The organism is Chitinophaga filiformis (genome assembly GCF_023100805.1).
In the GTDB taxonomy this organism is placed as follows: Bacteria; Bacteroidota; Bacteroidia; order Chitinophagales; family Chitinophagaceae; genus Chitinophaga; species Chitinophaga filiformis_B.
The window spans coordinates 1273405-1294651 of the sequence record NZ_CP095855.1 but is presented as its reverse complement, the minus strand read 5'-3'; the positions used below and the strand labels follow the sequence as shown (position 1 = coordinate 1294651).

14 protein-coding genes are annotated in these 21247 nt (G+C 46.2%); 4 read left to right on the top strand and 10 right to left on the bottom strand.

Going from position 1 to position 21247, the window contains the following annotated elements:
* Positions 1-184 precede the first annotated feature (184 nt).
* Together MYF79_RS05395 and glf are read right to left on the bottom strand one after the other, a co-directional pair.
* Complete coding sequence (locus MYF79_RS05395; RefSeq protein ID WP_247812895.1) at positions 185-1174, bottom strand: hypothetical protein; 990 nt, start codon at positions 1172-1174, stop codon at positions 185-187.
* 20 nt (positions 1175-1194) lie between these two features.
* Positions 1195-2307 carry a UDP-galactopyranose mutase gene (gene glf, locus MYF79_RS05390; RefSeq protein WP_247812894.1) on the bottom strand — a complete coding sequence of 371 codons (1113 nt, stop codon included), beginning with the start codon at positions 2305-2307 and terminating at the stop codon, positions 1195-1197.
* A gap of 401 nt (positions 2308-2708) precedes the next feature.
* Here glf and MYF79_RS05385 point away from each other — a divergent pair, with 401 nt between their 5' ends.
* A complete protein-coding gene (locus MYF79_RS05385; protein ID WP_247812893.1) occupies positions 2709-3197 on the top strand; it encodes an RNA polymerase sigma factor in 489 nt (162 codons plus the stop codon).
* On the opposite strand, the gene MYF79_RS05380 is transcribed toward MYF79_RS05385, so the two are convergent.
* The 6 genes from MYF79_RS05380 to MYF79_RS05355 all read right to left on the bottom strand — a co-directional run bounded on the left by MYF79_RS05380 (position 3194) and on the right by MYF79_RS05355 (position 12510).
* The gene (locus tag MYF79_RS05380) at positions 3194-4393 is read right to left on the bottom strand and encodes a sterol desaturase family protein (RefSeq protein WP_247812892.1); all 1200 of its coding nucleotides are present in this window, start codon (positions 4391-4393) and stop codon (positions 3194-3196) included. The genes MYF79_RS05385 and MYF79_RS05380 overlap by 4 nt on opposite strands.
* A gap of 185 nt (positions 4394-4578) precedes the next feature.
* Entirely contained in the window at positions 4579-5640 is a 1062-nt protein-coding gene (locus tag MYF79_RS05375) for an AAA family ATPase (protein WP_247812891.1), read from the bottom strand.
* Between the two features lie 725 nt (positions 5641-6365).
* Positions 6366-6995: a DinB family protein gene (locus MYF79_RS05370; RefSeq protein WP_247812890.1), complete on the bottom strand. Its 630-nt coding sequence runs from the start codon at positions 6993-6995 to the stop codon at positions 6366-6368.
* Between the two features lie 1069 nt (positions 6996-8064).
* Complete coding sequence (locus MYF79_RS05365) at positions 8065-9147, bottom strand: PA0069 family radical SAM protein (protein ID WP_247812889.1); 1083 nt, start codon at positions 9145-9147, stop codon at positions 8065-8067.
* Positions 9148-9197: 50 nt separating this feature from the next.
* Positions 9198-10979, bottom strand: a complete 1782-nt coding sequence (locus tag MYF79_RS05360) for a MutS-related protein (protein ID WP_247812888.1) — start codon at positions 10977-10979, stop codon at positions 9198-9200.
* A gap of 97 nt (positions 10980-11076) precedes the next feature.
* The gene (locus MYF79_RS05355) at positions 11077-12510 is read right to left on the bottom strand and encodes a glycoside hydrolase family 125 protein (RefSeq protein WP_247812887.1); all 1434 of its coding nucleotides are present in this window, start codon (positions 12508-12510) and stop codon (positions 11077-11079) included.
* A 175-nt stretch (positions 12511-12685) separates the two neighbouring features.
* Here MYF79_RS05355 and MYF79_RS05350 point away from each other — a divergent pair, with 175 nt between their 5' ends.
* The 3 genes from MYF79_RS05350 to MYF79_RS05340 all read left to right on the top strand — a co-directional run bounded on the left by MYF79_RS05350 (position 12686) and on the right by MYF79_RS05340 (position 19828).
* Positions 12686-16012, top strand: a complete 3327-nt coding sequence (locus MYF79_RS05350) for a methylmalonyl-CoA mutase family protein (RefSeq protein ID WP_247812886.1) — start codon at positions 12686-12688, stop codon at positions 16010-16012.
* Between the two features lie 1270 nt (positions 16013-17282).
* Entirely contained in the window at positions 17283-19379 is a 2097-nt protein-coding gene (gene ligA, locus MYF79_RS05345) for an NAD-dependent DNA ligase LigA (RefSeq protein ID WP_247812885.1), read from the top strand.
* Positions 19380-19387: 8 nt separating this feature from the next.
* Positions 19388-19828 (top strand): nucleoside deaminase, encoded by a 441-nt coding sequence (locus MYF79_RS05340; RefSeq protein WP_247812884.1) that lies wholly within the window; start codon positions 19388-19390, stop codon positions 19826-19828.
* 57 nt (positions 19829-19885) lie between these two features.
* Here the strand turns inward: MYF79_RS05340 and MYF79_RS05335 are convergent, their stop codons facing one another.
* Together MYF79_RS05335 and MYF79_RS05330 are read right to left on the bottom strand one after the other, a co-directional pair.
* The gene (locus MYF79_RS05335; protein WP_247812883.1) at positions 19886-20818 is read right to left on the bottom strand and encodes an SPFH domain-containing protein; all 933 of its coding nucleotides are present in this window, start codon (positions 20816-20818) and stop codon (positions 19886-19888) included.
* A 146-nt stretch (positions 20819-20964) separates the two neighbouring features.
* Positions 20965-21174, bottom strand: coding sequence for a hypothetical protein (locus MYF79_RS05330; RefSeq protein ID WP_247812882.1), 210 nt, complete (start codon positions 21172-21174; stop codon positions 20965-20967).
* Positions 21175-21247: the final 73 nt, after the last annotated feature.

Genomic DNA, 21247 nt, shown 5'->3' with positions numbered 1-21247 from the left:
CACCTTATATTCAATCATCAACAATTAGCAAACGTTTACATATATATGTAACGAACTTTTGTCTTAACAGTTACAGCCGGAGGACTCCAGCTGCCGGTATCAATAAAAAAGGGATCCTTGTTAAAGACCCCTTCTTTATTCAGAAACCGTGCCACGGTACGATATTTAATTAATTTACAGCCAATTACACCTTCACAAAGATCTGTGTGATATCCTTCTCAAACGCCTCTTCCTCTTTGTAGATCCAATCGCGATAAGCTGCAAAATTATCGATATGCTTGTCATAGTCTGCCAGGCAGGATTTGATCAGCTTCACGATTGCCGGAATGTTACTCCTCCTGTCGGCAATCTTATACTGCTCCGGCAAAGGCACATCTTCCTGGTAGGCGGCTGCGCCTCTCTTTCCTGTGATCACACAGCACTTATAAATAGCTGCTTCCCTGGGGAAACGGTCCTTGCCAGGATGGTGACCGAAGTCGATGTAGACCATTGATTCTTTCAAGAGCTCACCCACCTGGGCTGGAGTCAGTTTCTGCAAAGGTATCCACCTGGCCTCCGGCATAGCGGCCATGATCTTTTTGGTAAACCGATACCCTTTCAGCGGATTATAAAGGATCTGCGGCTTTTTTTCTCTTACATCCACCTCCCTGGAGGCCTTCAGGAAATCGGCATTCAGATAATCTGACAGGTAAACCGCATCTATCTTCCATTGTCTTAAAAAGTCAACGGCATATTCAGATTGTGCAAGGTGATAATTGAATTTACCCCTTACTTTCCCATTGATCGTCACCGCACGGTGCAGCCATTTTATCTTCAGCTTCCGGATCATCCGGTAATGCGCCGGCGCCTCAATAGCTTTAAACAGATTGTCGACACTCAGCCACCAGCCGCATTTCCGTATGTTTTTGAACTGATCGGCAAAATAAAAGTACAACTCAGGGATGATGACCAGGTTCTCTTCCCTGTCTTCTACCTCCGTCACATACTTACAATTGTATTTAAGATAGTTTTCACTAACAGGCTGCTCGACATCATTAGGATAATAGTACATCGCTACGTCAAAGCCTCTTTTCCCTAATTTATAGGCCAGCTGGTGAAGCAATTCAGGCCCGCCGGAGGCTATCCGCGGAGGACACATTATATATATCCTGGTATTTTCATGGATCTGGATCATGTCAGACGTTTCCCTTTCTGTTATTTAGATATTTTTAAGTATTGCTTTACCTGGTAAAGCGCTGATCCTATCACCTGGTGCATGTCATAGTAACGGTACTCTGCCAGGCGGCCTCCAAATATGATATTGGTTTCCTGGTCTGCCAGCGCTTTGTACTGCTTATAGACGCGGGCATTAGTATCATCATTGATAGGATAATAGGGTTCCAGTCCCCGGCTCCATTCCTGTGGATACTCCCTCGTAATAACAGTGTGCGATTGCTGGCCGAATTCGAAGTGTTTGTGCTCAATGATCCTCGTATATGGCACATCCCTTTCTGTATAATTGACCACCGCGTTGCCCTGGTAATTATCAGTAGCAAGCTGCTCATGTTCAAAACGCAGGCTTCTGTATTGCAACATCCCATGCCGGTAATGGTAGAACTCGTCGAGCTGGCCTGTGAACACTACAGTCTCTGCCAGGGCAGACAGTTCCTCCCTTGCAGAGAAGAAATCAATGCCCAACCTTACTTCTATACCTTCCAGCAATCCTTGTGTCAGCTTATTATATCCTCCCACAGGGATACCCTGGTACTTATCATTAAAGTAATTATTATTATAAGTAAACCTTAAAGGCAGGCGTTTAATAATAAATGCCGGCAACTCACTGGCTTTCCTCCCCCATTGTTTTTCTGTATATCCTTTGATCAGTTTCTCATAGATGTCCACTCCAACCAGGGAAAGCGCCTGCTCTTCCAGGTTCCGGGGTTCGTTGATTTTCAGCTCTGCCACCTGCTTGTCAATGATGGACTTCGCCTCCTGTGGGGTCTTCACTTTCCACAGCTGGTGAAAGGTGTTCATATTGAACGGCAGGTTATACAACTCATCCTTATACACCGCTAATGGCGAATTCACGTAGTTATTGAACTCAACGAAGGAATTGACATAGTCCCAGATGGGCCTATCATTGGTGTGGAAGATATGGGCACCGTACTTATGTACATTAATACCATTGACATCCTCGCAATAAACATTACCGCCACTATGCAGACGCCGGTCTATCACAAGCACCTTTTTCCCGGCCTTCCTGCATTCGTGCGCAAATACCGCCCCGAACAATCCACTCCCCACAATTAAAACATCAAATTCAGTCATTCATTCAGTTTTGTGTCCTGCTACTGCAACGTACAGAGGGACTATCTATCCCGATGGAAATTTATTGTGTAACCGGCTGTAGTTTAAGCGTTACATCTTACATTGAATATCAATACACTGTACTAAGTTTCGCTGGTATAGGTCTGGTTGAAAAATTGTCATCTGCTGGTACTAATGAACTACAGTCTAAAATATCCGGCTGCAAAGCTATTAAAAATAACATATAAATATTAACATAATGAAAACCAGCCATATTGACCCGCAATAACCTGAATATGCTATTTTTTTCCGCCCGCTCAATCCAGTCGCGGCTGTTTCTACGTTTGTATTTTAAATTAACAGGCCCCGACGCCTGAGCGAAAGACATCAATCCCAAATCTACAACTAACATCCCCAAGGCCATGAGCTTCGAGACATTCCACGCACAATTATTAGAAAATGCCGAATTCCTTAAGCCTGTAGCAATGGCTTTGACCAAAGACCCTGAGGCGGCAAAGGACCTTTACCAGGAAACGCTGTATAAAGCACTGAAAAACAAAGACAAATATCTCGAAGGGAGTAATATCAGGGCCTGGTTATATACCATTATGCGTAATCTCTTCATCAACGACTACAGGAGGTCTGCAAAATACGCCAGTTCCGTAGAGCTGACCCCAAACATCACCAATAATACACTGGCAGACGTGAACGCAGAAAACATGATGCGTACAAAAGAAATAAAGGGAACCCTGTACAAGCTCCCTTTATCCTTTAAGAAGCCGCTTCTTTTGTATTGCGACGGCTTCAAATATCATGAGATCGCGGAAATGTTACATGAGCCTATGGGCACTGTCAAAAGCAGGATTCACCTGGCCCGCAAACTGTTAGGTACTACGATGTCCCGCCATTAGCGCTTTCCTCCGTACACCAGCTGCAGATACCGTTTTTCAATACTGGACCTATAGAGGTAAAATGGCAGCTGTACAATGGCAAAAAGCAACAATAACAGCGGATGCGGCCATATGTAGAACAGTGCCGTAAAGGTGATCACCAGCCGGGCATATTCCAGGTAAAATACCCAGCGCCGTTGCTCCATAATAGCGCCACTGTTCACCAGTGTCAGTAAAATGACCAGGGTAACGCATACCTGTGCAAAAGCAGGCACATAGTTTTCAAACAACAGGAAGAGGAATAACAGTAACAGAATAGCTCCCATCTGCCAGACTACGTATTGCTGCAATTTCCTTGAAGCCCCTACAGTAGTATTTCTAAACAGGAAACGCTCTTCCAGCTTCGGGCGGATGTCCGGGTTTATGTGATCAGGTCTGCCGAACACAACTTTCCAGCGGGCACGAAAGCCTTTGGTCTGTTTTAAGGTGTAAAATATTTCCAGGATGAAATGAAAATGTTGCCAGAGAAAGCTATGGCTGTCCAGTGGCTTTGTCAACCCATATTCAGGTTCTTCTTCCTCCGCGGCAAATGTACCGAACAGCTTGTCCCATATGATGAAAACATCTCCATAGTTCTTATCGAGATATTTATCGTTGGATGCATGATGCACCCTGTGATGAGAAGGTGTTACAAAGATGTATTCAAGGATCCCCAGCCTGCCAATGGTCCTGGTATGGATAAAGAACGGATAAATGCCATGTACCAGCTGTACGCTGATGATCATCGCTGCAGGGAAACCTATCACCGGCAGTACCGACCAGAAGCACATCCGGAAAAATGCCTGAAATACAGTGATACGCGCTGATACGGTATAGTTGAAGTCTTCACTCTGATGATGCACCACATGAGCCGCCCAAAGCAGGTTCACTTCATGCGCCAGGCGATGATACCAGTACCAGATAAAATCTGTCAGGATCAGCAATGCTACCCAGAGCAAAACACCGGACCTGATATTGAACACGCCAAAATGATGCTGCAGGTAATCATAGATAAAATAGAAAATGCCTACAGTAAAGGTATCCAGCAGTCTCTCTGCGATACCAATGTTAATGTTGCTGACTGAACTACTGAAGCCGAAATAGTTCTTCCCGGTTTTCCGCGCCACCAGGTATTCTATTCCCATCAATCCAAGGAATAGCGGGACGGCCCAAGCCATGTGATTTAAATGCACGTGATATAGTTTCGAATTACGGGTAATCTCTATTGCTTGGTGGCCAATGGAGCGAAATCAAAACAATATTACAATTTTTCTCACATATTAGTCCATCATTTTTGTAGACAAATAAAAAAGCCAATTACAAACGTGCAAATAAATCACACGTCTGCAATTGGTATCAGGTGTTAGAATTGGGCGCGAAAACCAATTGTTACTTCCTTCTTTTCAAAAGAAGGCTCATTTTGATTCATGACCTCTGCGATGGTCATAGGGCGGGTAATAACAGTATTAAACCCTTGTTTGCCAGATAGTTGCTGTGCTTTATGTACTGACAGTTTACCAAATTCATATTTGGCGATCAACCTGCCTTTACGCATCAGGGCACTGTCTATCTGGGAAAGATCGCTATTGAAGGTGCAGACCATCTGTACATTGATACAGTCGGCCAGCAGACCATCCGACAGGTTTAACAGGTTGGACACTGATGAATTGCCCGTGGTTTTCCTGTCCATGATGATGTTTTCAGCATCTTCAATGATCAAAATGGTATTAGGATTACTGATCAGCAGGTCTATAAAATCCGGCGACATGATATTCCTTGCCACTGAGGGCGACAGGAACATTACACGTTTCTTCAACCTCCCGATCAGGTAACGCAGGTATGTGGTCTTACCAGTGCCCGGCAATCCGTGCAGGAGTACAATACCTTTGTCATCATTGGTGTTAAGCCGTTTATAGATCAGCTCATCTATTTCCTTAAAATCATCTTCATAAAATAAAGAGAGATCGAGCTTCGTCTTTTTAAACTCCATTGCTTTCAGCTTCAGCCCCCGCTCTCCCATTGTAATAAGATTGATCTCATATTTCCTGCGCTTCTCCCGGGTGCGGTACTTACGTACCAGCGTCGTTATTTCTGTGATAAATTCCTGAGATGTTCCATTATGCAGGATCTCACAATAATCATCACCAATTTCGATCACGCTCTCATTATTCATGACGACGAGGGCAAGATCGTGTTTATATTCCCTGTCTTTATCACCGATCTCCTCTCTGAGATAAACTTTTAAAATACGGTCTGCGAATGCTTTTCTGAATGCCTCCAGCGCCTTTTCTCCATTTATTGAATAAATAAAACTAACGTTAGGTAAAGCATTAAAATAATAATAGTATAAAGAGCTGCTTTCCATTAATCCGTTCCCGAAAATATTATCTCCTCCAATCACCCGCTGCTGTAAAATGTTCTCCATGCTTTTCAAATAAGTATGCAAATGTACATGTTGGTTATCATATACCGGAACGCGCTCCTGGCGTCCGGCAATGACAACGTGGGGTTAATGCAAATTAAGACGAAACCAATATGTTGATGACTGGCGAAGGTTCAATTTAAGCGGGGTAAGAATACCCCGCTTTACGTTAACTAATTGTACCTACTCAATCCAAAATATCATAAAAAAACCCGGTCAGTTTGCACAGACCGGGTTAATAACGTCAACGTATATACTACGTCGTCGCATACCTGGTCTGATTAATGCTGTTTTTGTCAGCACTATGCTCCAATCCGCAGACTGGCCCTGGTTAGTATGTTGTTTTATCCGTTTGCCTTTCATTCAGTTTAACTGAAAAGAAAAAGCCCCGGGGCCTTGGTCCCGGGGCTTTATATATGCTAATAAGTTATTCTCATTTAAACTTATAACATGCCCGGAACCCGCTGCGACCACCCTTCTCAAAGGATGCTGGCGTTGTGTTCATGTGAATTTGTGTATTGAGCATGTTCTAAATAGTTTATTCGTTAATGATAGTGCAAATATATATCGAATATTGGAACTTTAACAATTTTTTTGCACTTTTTTATTTAAAGATTTTTATCACACTTTCTATCTGACACAATAAAAATACCGGCGGCACTCAGCCACCGGCATTTACTTTACTAAGAAGGGTGCCACAAAACAACAGACGATGAGAGGTCGACCTATTATATCAATAACATGCTTTCTGCTTCTTCATCAGGAGCACTCACCGTATTATTTATAACCGCATCATCTTCCGCTGCTGCTCCTTCATATTGCTTTGCCAAACGCTGCATCTGGCGGATGTGCCGCTCAATGTGCTTGGTAAGGAAATAGATATATTGATAGATATCCAGTTTACCTAAATGGTTCACAGACATGTTGGTCAGCACCAGCATACCTTCGCCGTTCTTCAGCAAACTAAGATTATACATACATTGTGCAAACTGTTGCTTGAGCAATACCCTGATGTCTCTCATGTCCTGCAGGCCGCTTGGCTCAAGATGTTCAGGCCTGATCCAGCCAAATGAACGGCTGCCGATCACATCGATCTTATCGAACTTGTCCTGATAATCTGCCGGTAAGATAATCGCATTGGTGGCGCGTTTACGTTCCAGCGCTCTCCGCGTGCTCTTATTAATAATAAGCAACAGAAAATAGTTGGTCAGGCTGATATGCTCCAGCACCTCCCGGATATTCCACTGGTTAGTATCCGGTTTAAAGTGTAGCAGGTCGAAATCTTTTTCGAACCAGGTGTCTAACTCCCTGAAGTTGGTAAGCAAAGCCTCTCTTACTGATTGAATTACGTTTCTCATGATCTGTCGGTTTGGGGTTATGCACCTGACCAGCTCCACTTTCTGTACGGCTCTGGCACATAACAGTATTTATTGAATATTTATAAAAAAACCCGGCTCCATCAAATGGGCCGGGTAGCATATACATAAGTTCTATGTTGGCTACATACCATACCCATTAGGCTTCCTTAAGGCGAAGCCATCCTTTCGTACAATCACCGCCGGCTTTACCGGACGATATATATACCTTACAGTTATCCCACAGTTGTCTTGCTCAATCATCGTTTAGATTCTTCTAAAGCAAAAGGTCCCGCAATCTCTGCGGGACCTTTGTTATATCATTTGATAACTTGAAATTCGTTAACAATTGGTGCAACATACCCGCAACCTACTTCTGGCCTGCTTTTGCTTACAGGACATCGCCGAAATAGTATATTCTGGATTGCGTTTCATTTTTTTTATTGCTAACACAAAGGTATTTTTTATTTTTTTTATTTCCGCATTTTAACTATAAAACTTTTCTATATCCACATCAATTTTTTGTTAACTGGCAGGTATACCCTTATATCAGTATGTTCCTGATTTCCATGAACACCCACCCCTGGCTCCTACCGTTAAAAACTGATCCTCATCATAATATACCCTGTGTTGCAATAAACTAATTTCTTTCTCCTGGTTGCCCAACGTCTATTCGCATTATGGCTATCAATACATCTCGGTATTAATATCCCCTGGTCTCAGTCCCCATACGCCGTTTATATTACGGTTGACCTTCAATACTTTCTCACTATATAATATTTCTAACATCACTTACCAGATAGCTGTCCACAAACTTCCGCCTATCAACAGATACAGTATTAATACTCCCTACCCTCCTTAGCCGTACAACTGCTGGCATTCCCGCTGATTTTCAATATCCATCCTATATATCCTCCCCTTCACACAGCATCGCTGCTCCAATTGATTCCAACTGCTGATGCATTTTCAGTATTATCCTATTTTACTCATATGACAAACAGATACTTATATTATCTACTATTGTCAATCCGCATTTCAGGCCCCTCATCCTCTCCACGTTCTTTATCACATCTCAAAACAATTTCAATTGCACCTGCGGGCGCTCAAACAGCGAGGTGTTAAATTCGAAGCGCTCCTGGTTAATTCCCAGTCTTTTCGTATGCACCTTAAACTGCTGGCGGATCATATCGGCTATATTCCCCTCTCCTCTCATCCGCCTGCCGAAATCACTGTCATTCACCTGGCCACCATGCATACTCTCTATCTGATGCCATACCTTGTCAGCCCTATCCGGAAAATTCTTATACAACCAGTCGTTGAAGATGATCTTCACGGCATCGTTCAGCCGAACGACCGTATACCCTGCAAACTTCGCACCATTTGCTGCGGCTGCCTCCAATAAAGCCGGCATCTCATGATCGTTCAGTCCGGGTATCATCGGCGCAGTCATCACCCCCACGGGAATACCCAGATCGCTCAACTCTTTTACGATCTTCAGACGCTGCGCTGCTGTGGTAGTACGGGGCTCCATCTTCTGCCGCAGGTCCTCCTGCATGGTCGTGATGGATACGTATACACATACCAGGTTATTTTGGGCCATTTGCTGCAGAATATATTTATCCCTCAGCACCAGCGAGTTCTTGGTGATAATACCGATAGGTTGTTTATAATCCAGCGCGATGGCCAGCAGTTGGCGGGTCAGGAACATCTTTCTTTCCAGCGGCTGGTAACAGTCCGTATTGCCGGAAAGAGAAATAGGTTTGGGGACCCAGTTCTTATTATCAAGGAATTTCTTCAACAATTCCGGGGCGTTCCGCTTCACCACGATCTTCCGCTCAAAATCAAGTCCGGCGCTCATACCCCAGAACTGATGGGCATTACGTGCATAGCAATAGATACAGCCATGTTCACAGCCCTGGTAAGGATTCATGGAATACCACATGCCCACATCCGGGCTGTCCACTTTATTGACCAGCGTTTTTGCATGCTCTTCCAGTATCTGGGTGGGCACATCTGCCTGCCACCATTCATCGATACCTTCTACATGCTCCTGCGCATACTCATTCCGGAGATACTTGTTCTTTGGATTTAACTGGGCTCCACGTCCTTTGTAATAGGGATTTTCAGGAATCCCCTCCTGAAATGGCAAGGTCATACAGCTAATATTTTTAGTAAAAATACTAAATTAATTAGCTATTTACCAAATCATATTATTTCCATCTTTTGCATGAGGAACGTCGCATTCTTATTACGCGCAACACCTTCACGGATGCGGTAATCGAAGAAGAGCTGATCATCCTTGATCGTACTTTCAAAACAATAGTTACGGATACGCTGTGGATACGTTTCCTCCATGTGCCCCAGTTCCAGGTCATGCGTGGCGATCATTCCCAGGCAGTGGTACTGCAGGAAATGTTCTATCAGCCGCCGGGACCCCGCCAGCTTATCTTCGGAGTTAGTGCCTTTCAATATTTCGTCCAGCAGGATAAACACCGCTTCACCGCTCTTCAGCACTTCCACGATCTGCTGCAGGCGCAATAACTCCGCCTGGAAATAAGATGTATGTTTAGCGATGGAATCCTTGATACGCATGGAGGTCATGATTTGCATCGGGCTGCAGGTGAAACTGTCTGCACACACCGGCATACCACGTAAGCCCAGCAACAGGTTACTGCCTACACTGCGCAGAAAGGTGCTCTTGCCACTCATATTAGACCCGGTAATGATCAGGAACTGTTGCGGCGAGCCGATACCGATATCATTACGCACGCATTCTTCCGCCGGTATCAGCGGATGCCCAACTCCTGCAGCTACCAGCCGGGTACCCTCTTCATTAATCAATGGGAAAATATAGTCGGGGTGATTATAGGCAAACGTGGCCATACTGTTCCAGACCTCCATTTTTCCGATCACATCCAGCCAGCCAGGCAAGTCCTCATTATAGCGTGACTTCCACCTTTCAAGGGCTATCATACAATGCAGATCATATAATATAAATGAGTTCAAGCCCATTCCCACCAGCAGGTTCAAACGCTGATCCAGGGCGTTACAGATCCTCGCCAGCTGCCGCAAAGCGGTTCTTGCGGCCAGGGCTTGTTCATGCTGCGCTTTCAGCAAAGAGGCGCTTTCAACCTTTTCCATGCTGATCAGATGCAGCAGCCAGGCCAGCTTGCCGAATATCTTTTCCTTATTGGAGATCAGCTGGTGCTGCCCATTTATCTTCTTTATCAGCATCCCCAATATCCCCCAGTTCAGACAGAGAAACAATATAAACAGGTAATACTGACCCGTTATAAAATAATATACCGCTCCACCCAATAACAATAATGGCATTAACCAGCGTGTAATGTTCACCCATTTCCTGTCGGCAAACTCCAATGGCATAGCTAACCATTTATACAAGCCCGCTATATCATCCGGTTGCTCATCTGTGAGAATGGCATGCGCCGAGAACAACTGACGGAATTTAAAGCGCGGAGCAAGCTCCCGAACTACTTCCTGTTGCTGCCTGATCTGCACCGCATCCGTCAGGGGTTGTTTCAGCGTCTCCGCCAGGGCTTTAGCTCCTATCAGCGTACCTGTACGGTTCATATGTGCATAAAGAGAGGCTGGTCCGAATACATCAAGGTCGCCTGTATAGGGATGTTGCTCATCCGCGAACCTGCTTCCATTATCAAAACCCGATTGTCCCGTAGCCGCCAGCCGCCATTCTTTTTCGTTCAGCGAGAGCAGTGTTTTAAGCAGGGTAAGCTTGTCCTGTTGCGATAGATAACGCACCAGCACAACGATGAATGCAGCCAGCGGAAGCAATCCGGCCAGCAACCAGGTGTAGTCAAAATTATTGCGAAAGAATGCATATCCGCAAAATAAGACCCCTGCAAAACACAGCAATCTTATCCAGCCCAGCAAACTCAATCGCTGCTGCACGGCTGATATTGCTGATTTATAATCGTTGATCTGCTGTTCGTAATTAGCTATAGGGGACATGGGTTATTGCATTAAGGTTAAAACGGTCCTAAAAATACTCATCCTTCGCATGGATACGAAGGATGAGCACTACAAGATATTATAGAAATACAATCAATTAAGCATATTGCCTTTTCAGGAGTTCCGGATGCTCCTTGCTCACTTTCATCAGCAGTTCACCAAACAGGGTATTGGCCCATGCAAACCATTTACGGGTGTATTTGGTCGGATCGTCTTTATGGTAGGACTCATGGATAAAGCCAGTCTCACCATCCGTGTTACGCAGTGTTTTCAGACATTCTGCAATTTCCTCAGGATTGCTGCTGGTCAACGCTTTCATAATGATACTCATTGGCCAGATATAATCAGGTCCGGTATGCGGGCTACCCACGCCATCACCATATTTACCTTTGTAGAACCAGCAATGGAAAGTGCTCCACACAAAGTGACGGGAATTCTGGTACAACGGATCGTCTGCCGTGGTATAGCCCAGGTAAGGAATAGACAACAGGCTTGGTACATTCGTATCGTCCAGGAACAGGCGGTTACCATAACCATCCACTTCCAGCGGATACATATGCCCCAGCTGCGGATGCTCTACGATAGCGTATGCCTTGATCGCCCTGTCCACTTCCTCTGCCAGGTCGCGGCACTCTTTTGCAAAGGCAGCGTCTTTGAACACCACCTCGCTGATCTCACTCAGCTGGCGCAGTGATACCACAGCAAACATATTGGAGGGGATCAGGAAAGGGAATACGGTCGCATCATCGGACGGACGGAAAATGGACACGATCAGTCCTACAGGCTGCATAGGTGCGCCATATCCTCCGTTTGGAACAGTGTCGGACTGGATCGGCGTCTTACGCTGGAACTTGTAAGGGCCTTTACCTTCCTTACGCTGCTGCTCCTTAAATGTTTTAACGATCAGCTTAGCCGCTTTTTTATAATTGTCGTCCAGCACGCTGGCATCGCCACTTTCTTTCCAGTAGTTATAAGCCAGGCGCACAGTATAACACAGGGAATCTATTTCCCATTTGCGCTCATGCAGCTCCGGCTTCATTTCTGTCAGGTCGGAATCCCATTCACTACCGGTAGGGCCTTCATTGAAGGCATTCGCATACGGATCGATCAGGATACATTTCGTCTGCCTGTTCACCACCCCGGCAATCAGTTGTTTCAGTTTATCATCTTCCTTTATCAGTGACAGGTAAGGCCATACCTGTGCAGTGGAGTCGCGCAGCCACATCGCGTGGATGTCGCCGGTCAGCACGAAGGTATCCGGACGGCCGTTTTCCACTTTGAACTGTACGGTAGTGTCCAGTGTGTTTGGGAAACAGTTTTCGAACATCCAGGCCAGTTTCGGATCTGCGATCTCCTTCTTAATTGCAGCGATTGTTTTTTCTACGGCCTGGCTGGTAAATTTACGTTGCGCCAGCGGCGGTCGCTGGGACACATACCCTGTTGCCATACTCAGTACCGATTTAGGAAAACCCAGCGCCACAGCGCCTGCCAGCAAACTGCTGTTCCTGATAAAATCTCGTCTTGCCACCATTTCTGATATAGATTTTCTATTACGATTGCCTTTGTTTCTACGAAATGCAACTCATAAACGTGAATAATAGGGTGTAAAATAAAAAAATGTGTGAATATTCCACAGTTACGATTTTCGTAAATTACGGACTTAATCGGCTCCACGTTGCCATAATACGTACAAACACCAGAACAATATGACTGACAATTCATCTCATAAGATCCGTATCGTTACGGCGGCTTCCCTTTTTGATGGCCATGATGCAGCTATTAACATTATGCGGCGCATTATGCAGACAAAAGGTGCGGAAGTGATCCACCTGGGACATAACCGTTCGGCAGCGGAGATTGTGGACTGCGCCATCCAGGAAGATGCCCAGGGCATAGCCATCACCTCTTATCAGGGTGGCCATCTTGAATTTTTCAAGTACATGTATGACCTCCTCCGCGAGAAGGGTTGTGGTCATATTAAGATATTCGGCGGAGGTGGAGGTACCATCCTTCCTTCTGAGATCGAAGAATTACACCGTTATGGCATCACCCGCCTCTATTCGCCCGACGATGGTCGCCACATGGGCCTGGAAGGCATGATAGAAGATGTGATCCGCCAGTGTGATTTTCCTACCACCACTGGTCTGAACGGACATTTGCATGAACTGCCCTCCCGCAGTGATAAGCTGATCGCACAGGCTATTACTGTTGCCGAGAATGATCGGCTGGATGCCCCTCTCCCCCCTGCCAAAGAAGGCAAGAGCGTAGTATTGGGCATCACCGGTACAGGCGGGGCAGGTAAAAGCAGCGTAACGGATGAAATTGTACGCCGGTTCCTGCACTATTTTGACAGGAAGACGATTGCTGTCATCTCTGTAGACCCCTCCAAAAAGAAGACCGGCGGCGCATTACTGGGAGATCGTATCCGGATGAATGCCATTCACCATCCCCGGGCATATATGCGCTCGCTTGCCACCCGGGAGAGCGATAAGGCCGTCAGCGCACATGTACAGGAAGCGATCGATATCTGTAAAACTGCGGGCTTTGACCTCATCATTCTCGAAACTTCCGGTATTGGCCAGAGCGATACTGCTATTACCGATCATTGCGATGTTTCACTCTACGTCATGACACCGGAATATGGTGCTGCCTCCCAGCTGGAAAAGATCAATATGCTGGACTATGCCGATGTCATCGCTATTAATAAATTCGATAAAGCCGGCGCACTGGATGCCCTGCATGATGTGCGCAAACAATACAAACGTAACCACGGACTATGGACAGCGGCCGACGACCAGCTGCCCGTCATCGGTACTATCGCCTCCCAGTTCAATGACCATGGCATTAACCAGCTGTTTGAAAAACTGCTGACCGTCATCGGGGAAAAGACCAGCATCCGCTTTGGCGACATTACCCATGAAACACCTGACGCTACCACCACCAAATCCCAGATCATTCCGCCGGCCCGCACCCGGTACCTGGCGGAGATCAGCGAAACCATTGCTGAATATGGCAATTGGGTGGAGGAACAATGTGGTATCGCCTCCCGTTTATACCAGCTGCAGGGAGCCGCAGCCCTGTTAAATGAATCGCAACGGCCGGCCCTGGCAGACATCGCTGACCAGTTGCGTACACAACTGCACCCCGAATGCCAGCAGCTGATCGACAACTGGCCAAAACTACAGCAACAGTACAGCGCCGAATTTTATGAATACCAGGTAAGGGATAAAGTCATCAAACAGCCTCTCTATAGTGAGAGCCTGTCACAGTCCTCCATTCCTAAGATCAGCCTTCCCCGCTATAAGGACTGGGGAGACATCCTGCGCTGGCAGCTGACCGAAAATGTACCGGGAGAGTTCCCCTATGCAGCCGGCGTATTCCCGCTGAAACGCGAGGGTGAAGATCCCACCCGTATGTTCGCCGGTGAAGGCGGCCCTGAGCGTACCAACAAACGCTTTCACTACGTATCAGTAGACCAGCCGGCCAAACGCCTCAGCACCGCCTTTGACAGTGTGACGCTTTATGGCGAAGATCCTGCCCACCGGCCAGACATCTATGGCAAAGTAGGCAACTCCGGCGTGAGCATCGCTACAGTAGATGATGCTAAAAAACTGTACAGCGGTTTCGATCTCTGTGATCCCAAGACCTCCGTATCCATGACCATCAACGGTCCTGCTCCAATATTACTGGCCTTCTTCATGAATGCCGCCATCGATCAGCAATGTGAAAAATATATTGCGCAACATGGGCTGACAGACAAGGTGAACGCCATCATCAAAGAGAAATTCAAAGACCATCCGCTGCCACATTACAATGGAGAGCTTCCGGCAGGCAACACAGGCCTTGGCCTGCAGTTGCTGGGCATCTCCGGCGATGAGGTACTGGAACGCGATGTCTATGAAAAGATAAAGGCACATGCGCTCAGTACCGCCAGGGGGACCGTACAGGCAGATATTCTGAAGGAAGACCAGGCGCAGAATACCTGCATCTTCTCTACGGAATTTGCGCTGAAATTAATGGGAGACGTACAGGAGTATTTCATCACCCAAAAAGTACGCAACTTCTATTCTGTCAGCATCTCCGGTTACCACATTGCCGAAGCAGGCGCCAATCCTATTACACAACTTGCCTTTACACTGGCTAACGGTTTTACCTATGTGGAATATTACCTGAGCCGTGGGATGCATATAGATGATTTCGCCCCTAACCTTTCCTTCTTCTTCAGTAATGGCATGGACCCGGAATATGCAGTTATTGGCCGCGTGGCAAGACGTATATGGGCCAAGGCTATTAAGTACAAATACAAAGGCAATGACCGTTCCCAGAAACTGAAATATCACATTCAGACCTCAGGGCGCAGTCTCCATGCCCAGGAAATTGATTTCAACGATATCCGGACTACGCTCCAGGCACTTTACGCCATTTACGATAATTGTAATTCACTACATACAAATGCCTACGATGAGGCCATCACAACGCCCACAGAAGAAAGCGTACGCAGGGCCATGGCCATTCAGCTGATCATCAACCGGGAACTGGGCACCGCTAAAAATGAGAACCCGGTACAAGGTTCCTTTTTCATAGAGGACCTGACCGACCTGGTAGAGGAAGCCGTACTGGCCGAGTTCAACCGGCTCACAGAAAGGGGCGGCGTATTGGGCGCCATGGAGAGAATGTACCAGCGGAACAAGATCCAGGAAGAAAGTCTCCATTACGAGATGCTGAAACATACCGGTGAATACCCTATTGTGGGCGTGAACACCTTCCTGAATAAAAAAGGCTCTCCCACTGTCATCCCCGGTGAAGTGATCCGCTCCACACAGGAGGAAAAAGAGTTCCAGATCAGTACCCTGGCGGCTTTCCATAAAAGACACCAGCATCGCAGTGCGGCGGCCCTCCGGCAATTGCAGGAAGTGGCGGTCAATAACGGGAACCTGTTCGAGGCCCTGATGGAAACGGTGAAACACTGCTCCCTGGGACAGATCACGCATGCACTGTATGAAGTTGGCGGCCAGTACAGGAGGAACATGTAAGCATTTATTGCGGGAATTTCCCCTGTTATACCAGAATAGCGCCCGTACATTGGTCATACTTGTACGGGCTGCTTTATACCCTATATCAGACTACACTTTACCTCAACGCCAGACTTCTATATTGCAGGAGCCGCCCTATCCTGCTTTAGTGCAGCTCCATTGATGATGTTTGCTGACACAATATTAGCGCAATTATTCCCGTCATTCCGGGCCCTGTCCACAGGACGCAAAATCATGTCCGCAGGACGCCAAAACGTGGGAATGGAAATAGTGTGCCCCGATTCGTTTGACGTTCATTTGAGATCCGGTAGGAGCAATACCAGATAAATCCTGGTTTTGGTTACCCCGGCTCCGGGTATTGATAAAGCTTTGAGAAAGCTTTGGATAGGCTTTGAGATGGCTTAATCTTACGTTGATCTTACCTTTTAAACGGAAGATCAACGTAAGATTAAGCCATCTCAAACGAATCTCAAACGAATCTCAATCGAACATACCGCCGACCATCCTGTACAGGAAACGTTACAGGTGCAAGCTCAAAGCGAAGCCTTCCTGATATTTTTTTGATCGATATATTTTCGGTTGCGTGCGGGACACTGGCTATTGTTCGGCATTCAATGACGCAATGTGAAGAAGAAAAGAGAAATCAGTTTTGCCCGGGCAGGCCTTGTACTTTTAACATTCGTGACAACCGGCCTAAAATAAAATGCCCCTGCATAAATAATTTATGCAGGGGAAGAAAATCTCACTGGTTTATTGCACACTGCGAGATTTCATTGACGTGGAATTAGATAATATTTTACGTGGAATCTATAAAACGTGGAACTTATAAAGGCTAATATTCTAACATGGAATTACATAAAAGCATTAACGTAGAATTATAAAAGCGCTAACATGGAAATTTATAAAAGCAATTTTAACGTAACATGGAAATACTATAAAAGCAATACGGTCAAAATCTACATTTCTTCGTTCTTTTGGATTTCAGTGTAGCGGGTTTTCAAATTGGCACTTGCTACCTCAGAAATTCCGATTTAAATTTTGGTCCTTTCAGATACTTTCGTTTCGTTACACAATCTTAATTAAATTTTTGTTAATAAAAAACTTTTTTAACATCTTTTTCTAAAAAAAAATAGCCATGAGAAGTGCGCCATTTCATTAAAACAAGCCACCACAAAGGATTTTAATCATTTTTCTCCCATAACTTTCAAAGTATTTGTATTTTACGTTCTGATAGTATTTTCATATGTATACGAAAGAAATAGAAATCACTTTGCTACAATTAGCAAAGGACCTGTTAAGAAAATTGCAGCAAAAAGAAACCATTCAGGATCTGGATGAAACCCTGGATGGCCTGCGCCGGGTCATTATATATAGCGACTGGCGCTATTATGTGCAAAGCGACCCCGTTTTAAGTGATTACGAATACGATCAGTTGTATGCCTGGTTAAAAGAACTGGAAACCGCCAATCCCGATAAGGTCAGCGCAGACTCTCCCACCCAGCGGGTAGCTCAGGGTCTTACCAAGGCCTTCCCCACTGTACAGCACCTTGTGCCTATGCTGAGCCTGGAAAACTCTTACAATGCGGACGACCTGGATGACTGGGACCGGAAAGCCAGGGAAATCAGTGGTCTTAGTGAGATAGAATATTGTATTGAGCCCAAATTTGATGGCGCCAGTATTTCCCTTATATATGAAAACGACAGGTTGCTGAGGGGAGCCACCCGCGGCGACGGCGTATCTGGTGAAGATATCACCACCAACATCCGGCAGATCCGCTCCATCCCTTTGGGCGCCAGTTTCGCCGCCCATGGCATTCAAACCATCGAGATAAGAGGGGAAGTCCTGATCAATAAAAATACCTTCAAAGCCTATAATGAACAGCGTGCGGCAGACAACCTGCCACCATTGGCCAACCCACGCAATGCTGCATCCGGCTCCCTCCGCATGGTAGATCCCCGTGAAGTGGCCAAGCGCGGACTGGAAGCTTTCCTGTACCATATGAGCTATCATACCATGACAGACGGAAAGGCTGAACCTGAAGAGATCAGAACGCACAGCAATACCCTTGAACTGCTTTCTACCCTGGGCTTCCGCTCTCCGGCAAAGCAAATGAAAGTGGTAAAAGGTATCCAGGCCGTGATCGACTATGTGCTGGAGTTTGAAAAGGAAAGAGACAGCCTGCCATATGAAATAGATGGCATGGTGATCAAAGTGAACGACTATGCCCTGCAGGACCGGCTGGGTATGACCACCCACCACCCCCGTTGGGCGATGGCATATAAATTCAAAGCCAGACAGGCTACCAGCCGTTTAATAGATGTGGATTTCCAGGTAGGAAGAACCGGCTCCATTACACCTGTTGCCAAAATAGAACCCGTTCATATTGGTGGGGTTACAGTTAGTTCCATTTCCCTGTTCAATGAAGACGTCATCCGTGAAAAAGACCTGAAGAAAAGGGATATGGTGCTGGTGGAAAGGGCCGGCGACGTGATCCCTTACATCGTAAAATCACTGGCTGACCTGCGGGATGGCACTGAGGAAGAGATCAGATTCCCCACTGAATGCCCGGTTTGTAAAGAAAAACTGTTCAAGCCGGAAGGAGAAAGTGTATGGCGCTGCATTAACCTGAATTGCGAGGCGCAGGTAGTGGAAAGGATGATCCACTTCGTCAGCAAAGACGCCATGGACATCCGTAGCCTGGGAGAAAGCAACGTGCGTAAATTTTACAGCCTTGGCCTGATGAAAGACATTCCCGGCATCTACAAAATGGACTTCGGCAAACTGGAACAATTGGAAGGTTTTGGAAAGAAATCGCTCACCAATCTGCAAAGTGCTATAGAACAGTCAAAAACGCAACCGCTGCACCGCCTGGTGTTTGGACTGGGCATACGCTATGTGGGAGAGACTACGGCCAAAACACTGGCAAACGCCGTAAATCATTTGCTGGACTTCAGGGACTGGACAGAAGAACAGCTGCTGGCGCTGGAAGATATCGGTCCGAAGGTGGCTGGTAGTATCAAACAGTTCTTCCAGACGGATGACAATATTGACATGCTGAAAGAGCTGGAAACACTTGGCGTCAACCTGAAGAGCACCCGGGCAGATCACCCTGCGGGCGGCAGCCTGGATGGACAGACCTTCTTATTCACCGGTACATTAAACAAACTGAAACGCAGTGACGCAGAGGCGATGGTGGAAGAACAAGGCGGTAAGATACTCAGTGGCGTAAGCAGTAAACTGAATTTCCTCATTGTAGGCGAAGACGCCGGCAGTAAGCTGGAAAAAGCAAAAAAGATCAATACCATCAGGATACTGAGCGAAGACGATTTTCTGAACCTGATCCAATCGCCGGCCACCCCACAATAAACAGGAATATGGACGATAAATATTATATGCAGCAGGCGCTCCGGGAAGCCAGGAAAGCCTTTGACGACGGAGAAGTTCCTGTTGGCGCTATTGTAGTGATGAGCGATAAAATAATAGGAAAGGGTTATAACCAGGTGGAAAGACTGAACGACTGTACGGCACATGCAGAAATGATCGCGCTGACATCTGCGTTCAATTACCTGGGTAGCAAATACCTGATGGAAGCCACATTATATGTTACACTGGAGCCCTGCCTGATGTGTGCAGGTGCGCTTTACTGGAGCAAGATCGGAAGGATCGTATATGCGGCAAAAGATGATAAGCACAGCTACCGCAAGGTGGCCGGCGACACCTCTCCCTTCCATCCTAAAACAAAAGTGGAACAAGGCCCCTGTGAGGAAGAAAGCCTCCAGCTTGTCAAGACCTTTTTCGAACAAAGAAGATTATAAAATAAAACCGGCGTTGCCTCCTGAAGACAACGCCGGTTTACATTATATATCAGCAGCTCATCGCTGGCTTTTGTTCTCCATCAGTTTATTCATAGCCATCATCTGCTGCATGGTATGATCCATACCTTCAGATGAACCGTCCAGGAAGATCACATTGCCCTTGGAGTTTTCTGCAAAGTGCTTGATTGCCTCTGTCCACATAGAGAAGAGGATCACCGAAGTATCCAGGTTAGCCTGTTGCATTTCCTTGGCCGCCATGGTCATACCTTTAGCCACTTCTTCACGGAACAGGGCCACACCCATACCGCGTAACTGAGCTGCCTGGCGTTCTGCTTCCGCAGCGATCTTGATAGCGTTACCATCCGCTTCCGCAGCCTTCGTCTTGGTGATCAGCAATGCCTGCCCTTCGTTTTCTGCAGCCGCCTTCAGGTTGTTCGAAGCCACTACCTGAGCCATGGATTTCATGATGGCATCATCGAAGGTAATGTCGTTCATCTGCAGGTCCTGCAAATGATATCCCCAGTCTTCCAGGGTTTTATCAATCTGCTCCTTTACGTGCTCGGTAATATCACGACGCAGTCCGAGTACTTCAGACTGGCGCTTAGTCGCAACAAAACCACGGATCGACCCTTCAATGGTACGGATCAGCGCCTGCATAAAGCTGCGCTCATCCAGGAATTTAAAGGCTACGTTCTTAATCGTCTCTTCATCCTGGTTCCATACGGAATACAGCAGCATGGCCTTAAAATAAACATTCGCCTGGTCAATGGTAATAGCCTGGAATTCCAGTTCTACAGAACGGTTCTGGATAGAGATACGCTTGAAGACTTTCTCAATCAGGGGAACCTTGAAATTCAGTCCGGGGAATAACACTCTGTTGTATTTTCCGAAAATTGTGGTGACGCCGATTGTACCCTGCTGTACTGTCACGAAGCTTGAAAAGATGATCAGTACAACCAATACGGCAACGATAATGTATACAGTACCCATATATTGGAGTTTATGGGTATAAATGTATGATAAAAGACGACAATATGGAAATGACTTTAGATGAGAAAGTTAATATTTACAGAAGATACAAACAACGGACGAAAGCCGGGTCAAAAACACAACGAATGAAGAACAAATCGCTTTATTTATATCCTTTGTTGTCTTCTGAAATAAATGTAAACATCGTCGAGTTCAATCTGCTTCAGTTGATAAGCCAGGCGGGTTTTAAGATCTCCCGTCTCGTCTTTAATCTTTTTATATTGAAATTTCAACGTCTCATATCTTGCAGTGATCTCCTCCGCTGTTGCTGAACCGTCAAGCTGCAGTATACTCAACGCATTTTCCTTTGTAATCATGGCAATAGGGGTTTCAGAATGTCTTTCTAACGTTTTAAATCTGTTTCGGTTAATGCCACTAAATTAGTCGAGT

What these genes read in the sequence shown, in the direction of transcription:
- MYF79_RS05395 (WP_247812895.1), bottom strand. Translation starts at nt 1,174, where the DNA reads ATGATCCAGATCCATGAAAATACCAGGATATATATAATGTGTCCTCCG.
- glf (WP_247812894.1), bottom strand. Translation starts at nt 2,307, where the DNA reads ATGACTGAATTTGATGTTTTAATTGTGGGGAGTGGATTGTTCGGGGCG.
- MYF79_RS05385 (WP_247812893.1), top strand. Translation starts at nt 2,709, where the DNA reads ATGAGCTTCGAGACATTCCACGCACAATTATTAGAAAATGCCGAATTC.
- MYF79_RS05380 (WP_247812892.1), bottom strand. Translation starts at nt 4,393, where the DNA reads ATGGCTTGGGCCGTCCCGCTATTCCTTGGATTGATGGGAATAGAATAC.
- MYF79_RS05375 (WP_247812891.1), bottom strand. Translation starts at nt 5,640, where the DNA reads ATGGAGAACATTTTACAGCAGCGGGTGATTGGAGGAGATAATATTTTC.
- MYF79_RS05370 (WP_247812890.1), bottom strand. Translation starts at nt 6,995, where the DNA reads ATGAGAAACGTAATTCAATCAGTAAGAGAGGCTTTGCTTACCAACTTC.
- MYF79_RS05365 (WP_247812889.1), bottom strand. Translation starts at nt 9,147, where the DNA reads ATGACCTTGCCATTTCAGGAGGGGATTCCTGAAAATCCCTATTACAAA.
- MYF79_RS05360 (WP_247812888.1), bottom strand. Translation starts at nt 10,979, where the DNA reads ATGTCCCCTATAGCTAATTACGAACAGCAGATCAACGATTATAAATCA.
- MYF79_RS05355 (WP_247812887.1), bottom strand. Translation starts at nt 12,510, where the DNA reads ATGGTGGCAAGACGAGATTTTATCAGGAACAGCAGTTTGCTGGCAGGC.
- MYF79_RS05350 (WP_247812886.1), top strand. Translation starts at nt 12,686, where the DNA reads ATGACTGACAATTCATCTCATAAGATCCGTATCGTTACGGCGGCTTCC.
- MYF79_RS05340 (WP_247812884.1), top strand. Translation starts at nt 19,388, where the DNA reads ATGGACGATAAATATTATATGCAGCAGGCGCTCCGGGAAGCCAGGAAA.
- MYF79_RS05335 (WP_247812883.1), bottom strand. Translation starts at nt 20,818, where the DNA reads ATGGGTACTGTATACATTATCGTTGCCGTATTGGTTGTACTGATCATC.
- MYF79_RS05330 (WP_247812882.1), bottom strand. Translation starts at nt 21,174, where the DNA reads ATGATTACAAAGGAAAATGCGTTGAGTATACTGCAGCTTGACGGTTCA.